The organism is Cellulomonas bogoriensis 69B4 = DSM 16987 (assembly GCF_000767165.1).
GTDB classification, from domain to species: Bacteria; Actinomycetota; Actinomycetes; order Actinomycetales; family Cellulomonadaceae; genus Actinotalea; species Actinotalea bogoriensis.
The window spans coordinates 22286-29929 of record NZ_AXCZ01000013.1; the positions used below are offsets into that span (position 1 = coordinate 22286).

The window sequence follows — 7644 nt, forward strand, 5'->3', positions numbered from 1 at the left end:
GGGCCGGCGACGCCCCCACCCCGCGGACACCTACCTGTGTCCGGGTGTGTATACATCGCTGTGCCCTGCCCTGAAACCTAGGGAGGGCGTGTTTCACCGACGGGTCACCCCGCGTAAACGATGCGTTTCGTCCTGGGTGGTCCTCGAGCCTCAAGCCGGCGGACCGGTGGCCGGGACGACGAACGGCGGGTGCCCCCGTGAGGGGACACCCGCCGTTCATGGTCCTGGGCTGCTGCCCGACCCTTGTGGGGTCAGATCAGAAGTCCATGCCGCCCATGCCACCGTCGCCGGCCGGGGCCGGAGCAGCCTTCTCGGGCTTGTCTGCCACGATGGCCTCGGTGGTCAGGAACAGGGCCGCGATCGAGGCCGCGTTCTGCAGCGCCGAGCGGGTCACCTTGACCGGGTCGTTGACACCTGCGGCGAGCAGGTCCTCGTACTCGCCGGTCGCGGCGTTCAGGCCCTGGCCGGTCGGCAGGTGGCGGACCTTCTCCGCCACGACGCCACCCTCGAGGCCTGCGTTGATCGCGATCTGCTTGAGCGGGGCGTCCAGGGCCGACTTCACGATCTTGGCCCCGGTGGCCTCGTCACCGGTGAGCTCGAGGTTCTCGAACGCGTTGGCACCGGCCTGGATGAGCGCCACGCCACCACCGGCGACGATGCCCTCCTCCACAGCGGCCTTGGCGTTGCGCACGGCGTCCTCGATGCGGTGCTTGCGCTCCTTGAGCTCGACCTCGGTCGCCGCACCGGCCTTGATGACCGCCACGCCGCCGGCGAGCTTCGCCAGGCGCTCCTGGAGCTTCTCGCGGTCGTAGTCCGAGTCGGAGTTGTCGATCTCGGCGCGGATCTGCGCGACCCGACCGGCGATCTGGTCCGCGTCGCCCTGACCCTCGACGATGGTCGTCTCGTCCTTGGTGACGACGACCTTGCGGGCCTGGCCCAGCAGCTCCAGGCCGGCGTTCTCCAGCTTGAGGCCCACGGTCTCGGAGATGACCTGGCCACCGGTGAGGATGGCCATGTCCTGCAGCATCGCCTTGCGGCGGTCGCCGAAGCCGGGCGCCTTGACGGAGACCGACTTGAACGTGCCACGGATCTTGTTCACGACGAGCGTGGCCAGGGCCTCGCCCTCGATGTCCTCGGCGACGATGAACAGCGGCTTGCCGGACTGGATGACCTTCTCCAGCAGCGGCAGCAGGTCCTTGACGTTGGAGATCTTCGACTCGACGAGCAGGACGTAGGCGTCCTCGAGCACGGCCTCCTGGCGCTCGGCGTCGGTGACGAAGTACGCCGACAGGAAGCCCTTGTCGAAGCGCATGCCCTCGGTCAGCTCGAGCTCCAGGCCCAGGGCGCTGGACTCCTCGACGGTGATGACACCTTCCTTGCCGACCTTGTCCATCGCCTCGGCGATGAGCTCGCCGATGGCCGGGTCGCCGGCGGAGATGCCTGCGGTCGCGGCGATCTGCTCCTTGGTCTCGACGTCCTTGGCCGCCTCGAGCAGCTGAGCGGTGACGGCCTCGACGGCCTTCTCGATGCCGCGCTTGAGGGCGATCGGGTTCGCGCCGGCTGCGACGTTGCGCAGACCCTCGCGGACCAGTGCCTGGGCCAGGACGGTCGCGGTGGTGGTGCCGTCACCCGCGACGTCGTCGGTCTTCTTGGCGACCTCCTTGACGAGCTCGGCACCGATCTTCTCGATCGGCTCCTCGAGATCGATCTCCTTGGCGATGGAGACGCCGTCGTTGGTGATCGTGGGGGCGCCCCACTTCTTCTCGAGCACGACGTTGCGACCCTTGGGGCCGAGGGTGACCTTGACGGCGTCGGCGAGGGCGTTCATGCCCCGCTCCATGCCGCGGCGGGCCTCCTCGTCGAAGGCGATGAGCTTGGCCATTCGGAATGATCCTCCGGTTGTGGCGGTGTGCTGGTCGCCGGTGCCCGCGACGGACGGACCAGGACCACGGCGGTCACGTCCCGCGCGGCCCGGCCCTCACCTCGACCAGATGTCCTTTGTCACTCTCGATCCGAGAGTGCTAACCGCATTATTGGCACTCTCGGTGCCCGAGTGCAAGACGGGTCGGGCGTGTCACGCCGAGCGGGGCCCCGCGGGACCGGAGGTGGGCGACAGGTCAGGTGGCGCGGTGATCCCGAACCGGTCGGCCAGGACCCGGCGGGCGGCGTGCCAGCCGCCCATCCCGTGCACCCCCGGTCCCGGTGGCGCCGACGCCGAGCACAGGTACGCGCCCGTGGTGCCCAACCGGTAGGGGTCCCACCGGCCCGTGGGCCCCAGCAGCATGCGCCGCAGCGTGATCGCCCCGGTGGAGATGTCACCACCGACGTAGTTGGCGTTGTGGTCGGACATGCGCGCCGCCGGGACGCAGCGCGCCTCGACGACCAGGTCACGGAACCCGGGGGCGTCCCTCTCGATGCGCGCCACGACCGCCTCGGTCATGTCCCGGGTCGAGCCGCGCGGGACGTGCGTGTACGCCCACAGCGGCCGGACCCCACCGGGGCCGATGCGGGTGGCGTCGCTGACCGCCGGGTCGCTCAGCAGCACCATCGGGTCCTGGGGGTGGCGCCCCCGGGAGACCTCCTGCTCGGTGCGGACCATGTCCTGCCGCGTGCCGCCCAGGTGCACGGTGCCCGCGGCCCCCACCCCCGGCCCGCTCCACGGCACCGGCCCGGACAGCACCAGGTCGACCTTCGCGGCACCGTTGCCGTGCGGGAACCCCCGCAACCGGCGCGCGAGCCGGTCCGGCAACCGGCCCTGCAGGATCCTCGCGGCGGCCCCCGGGGTGGTGTCCAGCACCACCGCCCGTGACCGGGGCAGGTCCCCCGGTCCCGTGACCGTCACCCCGGTGGTGAGCCGGCCACCGTGCTCCAGCAGGTCCTGGACCAGGGCGTCGGTGATGACCTGGGTGCCGCCCCGCGGCAACGACCATCCCGTGCCGTGGGCCAGGGCCCCGAGCAGCATCGCGGTGCCCGCCGACGCCACCGACGGCATCGGGATGATCGCGTGCGCCGCCACACCCGTGAGCAGCGCGGGCGCCTCGTCCCCGCTGAACCGCCGATCCCACGTCGGGCCCCACCCCTGCTCCAGGGTCCGCAACCCGAACCGGGCCGCCTGCACCAGGTCCCGGGGCACGTGCCGGTAGTCACCCATGACCAGTGACACGATCCCGTCGACGTGCTCCACCAGTGGCCCCATGAGCCGGTCCCACGCCGGCCCGTCGGGCCCGAGCTCGGCCACCGTGCGCCCCAGGTCGCGGAACGCCAGGGCCGCCCTGCCGCCGGGCAGGGGCTGGGCGTAGGACACCTCCGGGGTCGCGAGCCGCACGCCCCGGGCGCGCAGGTCGAACCTGCGGAAGAACGGGGACGCGAGCGCCATCGGGTGCACCGCCGAGCACAGGTCGTGCACGACTCCCGGGACCAGGCCCTCGACCGTGCGCGCACCACCCCCCGCGGTGTCCTCGGCCTCGATCACGTGCACCGACAGCCCGGACCGGGCCAGCGTCACCGCCGCGGCGAGCCCGTTCGGGCCGGACCCGACGACCACGACGTCCACGTCCTGGCTCACGCGCTCACCCCTCCCGGGTGCTCAGGGCTCGTAGTCCGCCGCCAGGACGGCCACGACCGCGTCCGGGGCCTGGAGCGGGTCCTCCTCCACCGAGGCGATCCCGAGCTGGTCGGCCACCGTCTGCGCGGTCGCCTCGTCCTGCGGATCCGGGTAGTACACGACCGACGTGCTCGTCGGCGCCCCGCCCCAGTTCCCGGTGGTGACCGACGCGAAGCCCGCACCCGTCAGACGCTCGGCACCACCACCGGCGAGTCCGGTGATCATCGTGGCGTTGAAGACCCGCACCTGCCGGGTCAGGTCGGGCTCAGGCTCGGGTTCCGGGTCGGGTTCCGGGTCGGGTTCCGGATCGGGCTCCGGCTCCGGCTCGGGCTCCTGCTCGTCCGGGTCCTCCGGCTCGGGGTCCTCGACCGGTGCTTGCGTCGCGACCGGCCCACCGCCGCCGGAGTCCCACCCGGAGATCACGTTGATCAGGCCGAACGCGAGCGCCGGGAACACGAGGACCACCACCAGGAACGGCCACCACCGATTCCACGCGGAGCGCGGCGCACGGTGGGCGCCTTGCGGTCCGTGCGGTGACCTCGTGACGTCGAAGTCATCCGTCGGGTAGGGGTAGTCGCCGGATCTCACGCCCGACAGGTTAACGCTCGAGGAGCGTTCAGCCCTCGATACCGAGGCGACGCGCGGAGCGCGCACGCTGCCGGGAGGCCCTCAACCGGCGCAGACGCTTGACGAGCATCGGGTCGTGGGCGAGCGCCGCCGGCGAGTCGATCAAGGCGTTGAGCACCTGGTAGTAGCGGGTGGCCGACATGCCGAACAGGTCACGGACCGCCTGCTCCTTCGCCCCGGCGTACTTCCACCACTGGCGCTCGAACCCGAGGATCTCCTGATCACGCTCGGACAGCTCGTTGGCGGTGGAACGGCCTGCGGCGTCGGCGTTCACGGTCGCGGTCGCGCTCGCGTCCATGTGGCTCCTCCCGGTGTGACACCCCCGTTCGGGGACCCGGCCATGGTACCGGCCGAATCACAGCAGTGTCATTCGCCCCCAGCCCCCACCGGTGCCGCCGGGCCGAGCCCTCGCTAGGGTCGGACCGTGCCCGAACCCCGTCCCCTGCACCAGATCATGGCCGCCGACTGGGCGCAGGCGATGGCCCCCGTCGAACCCCGTCTGCGCGAGATCGGGCAGCGGCTGCGGGCCGAGGCCGCGGCCGGTCACCGGTACCTGCCGCACAACGACGCGATCCTGCGGGCGTTCGCGCGCCCCCTCGCCGACGTGCGGGTGCTGCTGATCGGCCAGGACCCCTACCCCACGCCCGGGCACGCGGTCGGCCTGTCGTTCTCCGTCGCCCCCCACGTGCGACCCCTGCCACGGTCGCTGCAGAACATCGTGCGCGAGCTGCGCGACGACGTCGGGGGCGCACCGCCCGACGGGGACCTCAGCGGATGGGCCGAGCAGGGCGTCATGCTCCTCAACAGGACCCTCACCGTGCGGGAGGGCGCACCCGGGTCGCACCGGGACCTGGGCTGGGCGGCGATCACCGACCGGGCCGTGCAGGCCCTCGCCGAGCGCGGCGGCCCCCTCGTGGCGGTCCTGTGGGGGCGCGAGGCCGGCCGCGTGCGGCCCCTGCTGGGCGAGGTGCCCGTGGTCGCTGGCGTCCACCCCAGCCCCTTGTCCGCCTCCCGCGGGTTCTTCGGGTCGCGGCCGTTCTCCCGGGTGAACACCCTGCTCCAGGAGCAGGGCGCACCCCCGGTCGACTGGTGCCGCCCCGCCGGAGCAGGACGGCACCACGCCGACGTCACCGGGGCCTAGGCCCCGGCCCGGGCCAGGACGACGCTCACCCCCGTGAGCGCCTCCGCACCCACCGGCGTCCCCGCCGGCACCACGACCGTCATCTCCGTCCCCGTGACCTGTGCCGACAGCTCGGCCAGCGCGACCCCCCCGGGCCCGCTCAACGTCACCAGGACCTCATGGCCGTGGCAGCGCTCGTCCAGCCCCGACAGCCGGGCGGCGCTCACCCCGTAACCGGGGAGCTCAGCGACGTACTCGACGTCGTAGTCGACCTGCACCTGCTGGGTCCCGCACCCAGCCGTGGTGTCCTCACCCACCCGCACCCAGGGCCCCTGGACGTCACCGGCCGACGCCACACGCACCCCCACCACCGCGAGCGCGACCAGCAGCACCGACACGGCCCTGCGACCTCGACGACCGACCATCTGCACCCCTCCTGGGCCCGAGATGACTGCGGGGACCGGGCGTCCTGCCCGGTCCTGACCCGGTGTTCGCGTCCTGCGACCGGGTGTGGACGTGGCTAGGTGGGACCTCCCCTGCGGAAGGGCGCGCGGGAGGACCGGGGCCGGGCGCACGCCGTAGGGACGCGTCCCTCGGCGGTGGTGACGACCATGGTGGACCTCTGTCGTTCGGTGGCCCGGCTGACCTCGAGGGTCCCGTGGCTTTGCGTCCCCACCTCGCGATGGGTTTGCCGCTTGTCGCTGACCGGACCAGGATGACCGAGGGCGCCAGGGGCGTCCACGCCGTCACCCGTCCGTGCGTCCGGTTTGGGGCGCTGTGCGCTTTTAGGAGGTCCCCGTGGCCGGCGATTTCACCCGGCCGGCCCAGCCGGGTCCCCGCCCGACGTGGTCGACCTACGTGGCCCTGGGTGACTCGTTCACCGAGGGCCTGTGGGACGTGCCCGGTCACCGGCCGCCGGACCGCACCGGCGGTCCGCCCGGCACCGAACCGACCGGCCCCTGCCGGGGGTGGGCCGACCTGCTCGCGGCGCACCTGGCCGATCGTCGCGCCGCGCACGTCCCCGACGACGGGCGCCCCGGGTTCCGGTACGCCAACCTGGCGATCCGGGGGCGCCTGCTGCGCCCGATCCTCACCGACCAGGTGCCCGCCGCGCTGTCGATGGCGCCCGACCTGGTGAGCGTGGTCGGTGGCGGCAACGACATGCTGCGGCCCACCGCCGACCCCGACGCCATGGCCGCGGAGCTGCAGGACGCGGTCCGGCGGCTGCGCCGCGACGGCGCGACCGTGCTCATGGCCACCGGGATGGACGCCAAGGACAGCCCGGTCGTGCGCCGCACACGGGGCCGGGTCGCGGTGCTCAACGCCCACATCTGGTCGATCGCACGCCGTGAGGGCGCCCACGTGCTGGACCTGTGGGGGATGCGGTCGCTGAAGGACTGGCGCATGTGGGCCCCGGACCGCATCCACCTGACCACCGAGGGTCACCGCAGGGTCGCCCAGGGGGCGCTGGTGGCCCTGGGCCTGGACCCCGACGACCCCGACTGGGACGACCCGCTGGCCCCCCTCCCCCCGCTCCCCCGCTCGGCGCGGGTCCGGGAGGACGCCGCGTGGGTGCGCGCGCACGTCTACCCGTGGGCCACCCGCCGCCTGCGGGGCCGATCCAGCGGGGACCGCCGCCGCCCCAAGCGACCGGACCTGGAACCCCTCACGACCGGGACCGATCCGTCACGGAAGGCGACGCTGAACGGTCCCGCGTGACCGGGGCCGGCCGACCGAGCGGGTGACCCGCACGGGTCGGCACGGGTCGGCACGGGTCGGCGGGTGGTGTCAGGGGCAGCGGAGGATGCCGCCGGAACCGTCGTCGCGGGCCTGGAGCCACACCGTGCGGGAGTCACCCCGGCGCAGCAGGTGGTGCTCACCCCACGTGGTGACACCGGAGAACGTCACCCGGGGCAGGTCCCCGCACGAGGACTCCACGACCACGCCCGACCCCTCCAGGCCGGTCGGCACGAACGGGACGTCGGCGGCCGAGAAGTCGATCGTCACCCGCCAGGGCACCGGGTTGTTGGCGTTGCCCGGACGGACGTCCCGGATCGTGAGGTCCAGGTTGTAGCCGGTCGCCCACCCGTCGCGGACCGTCAGGGTCGCCTCGCACGGGCGGGCCGGGTCGCCGGTGGAGCAGGTCACCGCGGGGGGCGGGTCGGTCAGCACCAGGTCCGCCCCGCTGTGCCACCCGTCGACCACGACCGCCACCGGGGTGCCGGGGCTGACGGTCACGGGCCCGTCGAGGGTCACCGTGGTGGCACCGGCCGCCAGCACGGTGCCGCCGACG

The 7644-nt window shown here is 73.3% G+C and carries 8 protein-coding genes and 1 riboswitch; of the genes, 2 read left to right on the top strand and 6 right to left on the bottom strand.

Features of this window, described 5'->3' with window-relative positions; translation table 11 throughout:
• Positions 1–256: 256 nt before the first annotated feature.
• The 4 genes from groL to N869_RS02725 form a co-directional block, all read right to left on the bottom strand.
• Positions 257–1882: a chaperonin GroEL gene (gene groL, locus N869_RS02710; RefSeq protein ID WP_035057473.1), complete on the bottom strand. Its 1626-nt coding sequence runs from the start codon at positions 1880–1882 to the stop codon at positions 257–259.
• A gap of 192 nt (positions 1883–2074) precedes the next feature.
• The gene (locus N869_RS02715; protein WP_035057475.1) at positions 2075–3565 is read right to left on the bottom strand and encodes a phytoene desaturase family protein; all 1491 of its coding nucleotides are present in this window, start codon (positions 3563–3565) and stop codon (positions 2075–2077) included.
• Positions 3566–3586: 21 nt separating this feature from the next.
• Entirely contained in the window at positions 3587–4192 is a 606-nt protein-coding gene (locus N869_RS17630) for a LytR C-terminal domain-containing protein (RefSeq protein ID WP_035057477.1), read from the bottom strand.
• Positions 4193–4220: 28 nt separating this feature from the next.
• A complete protein-coding gene (locus N869_RS02725) occupies positions 4221–4529 on the bottom strand; it encodes a DUF3263 domain-containing protein (RefSeq protein ID WP_035057479.1) in 309 nt (102 codons plus the stop codon).
• A 126-nt stretch (positions 4530–4655) separates the two neighbouring features.
• Between N869_RS02725 and N869_RS02730 the strand changes: the two genes are divergently transcribed.
• The gene (locus tag N869_RS02730; protein ID WP_084136357.1) at positions 4656–5372 is read left to right on the top strand and encodes a uracil-DNA glycosylase; all 717 of its coding nucleotides are present in this window, start codon (positions 4656–4658) and stop codon (positions 5370–5372) included.
• Here the strand turns inward: N869_RS02730 and N869_RS02735 are convergent.
• Positions 5369–5776, bottom strand: coding sequence for a hypothetical protein (locus N869_RS02735; RefSeq protein ID WP_156968304.1), 408 nt, complete (start codon positions 5774–5776; stop codon positions 5369–5371). The two genes, N869_RS02730 and N869_RS02735, sit on opposite strands and share 4 nt — an antisense overlap.
• A gap of 203 nt (positions 5777–5979) precedes the next feature.
• A riboswitch (cyclic di-GMP riboswitch) is annotated at positions 5980–6054 on the bottom strand.
• A 95-nt stretch (positions 6055–6149) separates the two neighbouring features.
• On the opposite strand from N869_RS02735, the gene N869_RS02740 reads away from it, so the two are divergent.
• The gene (locus N869_RS02740; RefSeq protein WP_052104884.1) at positions 6150–7070 is read left to right on the top strand and encodes an SGNH/GDSL hydrolase family protein; all 921 of its coding nucleotides are present in this window, start codon (positions 6150–6152) and stop codon (positions 7068–7070) included.
• Positions 7071–7139: 69 nt separating this feature from the next.
• On the opposite strand, the gene N869_RS17635 is transcribed toward N869_RS02740, so the two are convergent.
• On the bottom strand, positions 7140–7644 hold a 505-nt coding region (locus N869_RS17635; RefSeq protein WP_035057483.1), incomplete at its 5' end, for a hypothetical protein.

Excerpts from the sequence above, each read along its gene's own strand:
- N869_RS02735 (WP_156968304.1), bottom strand. The coding sequence starts at position 5,776 with ATGGTCGGTCGTCGAGGTCGCAGGGCCGTGTCGGTGCTGCTGGTCGCG.
- groL (WP_035057473.1), bottom strand. The coding sequence starts at position 1,882 with ATGGCCAAGCTCATCGCCTTCGACGAGGAGGCCCGCCGCGGCATGGAG.
- N869_RS02725 (WP_035057479.1), bottom strand. The coding sequence starts at position 4,529 with ATGGACGCGAGCGCGACCGCGACCGTGAACGCCGACGCCGCAGGCCGT.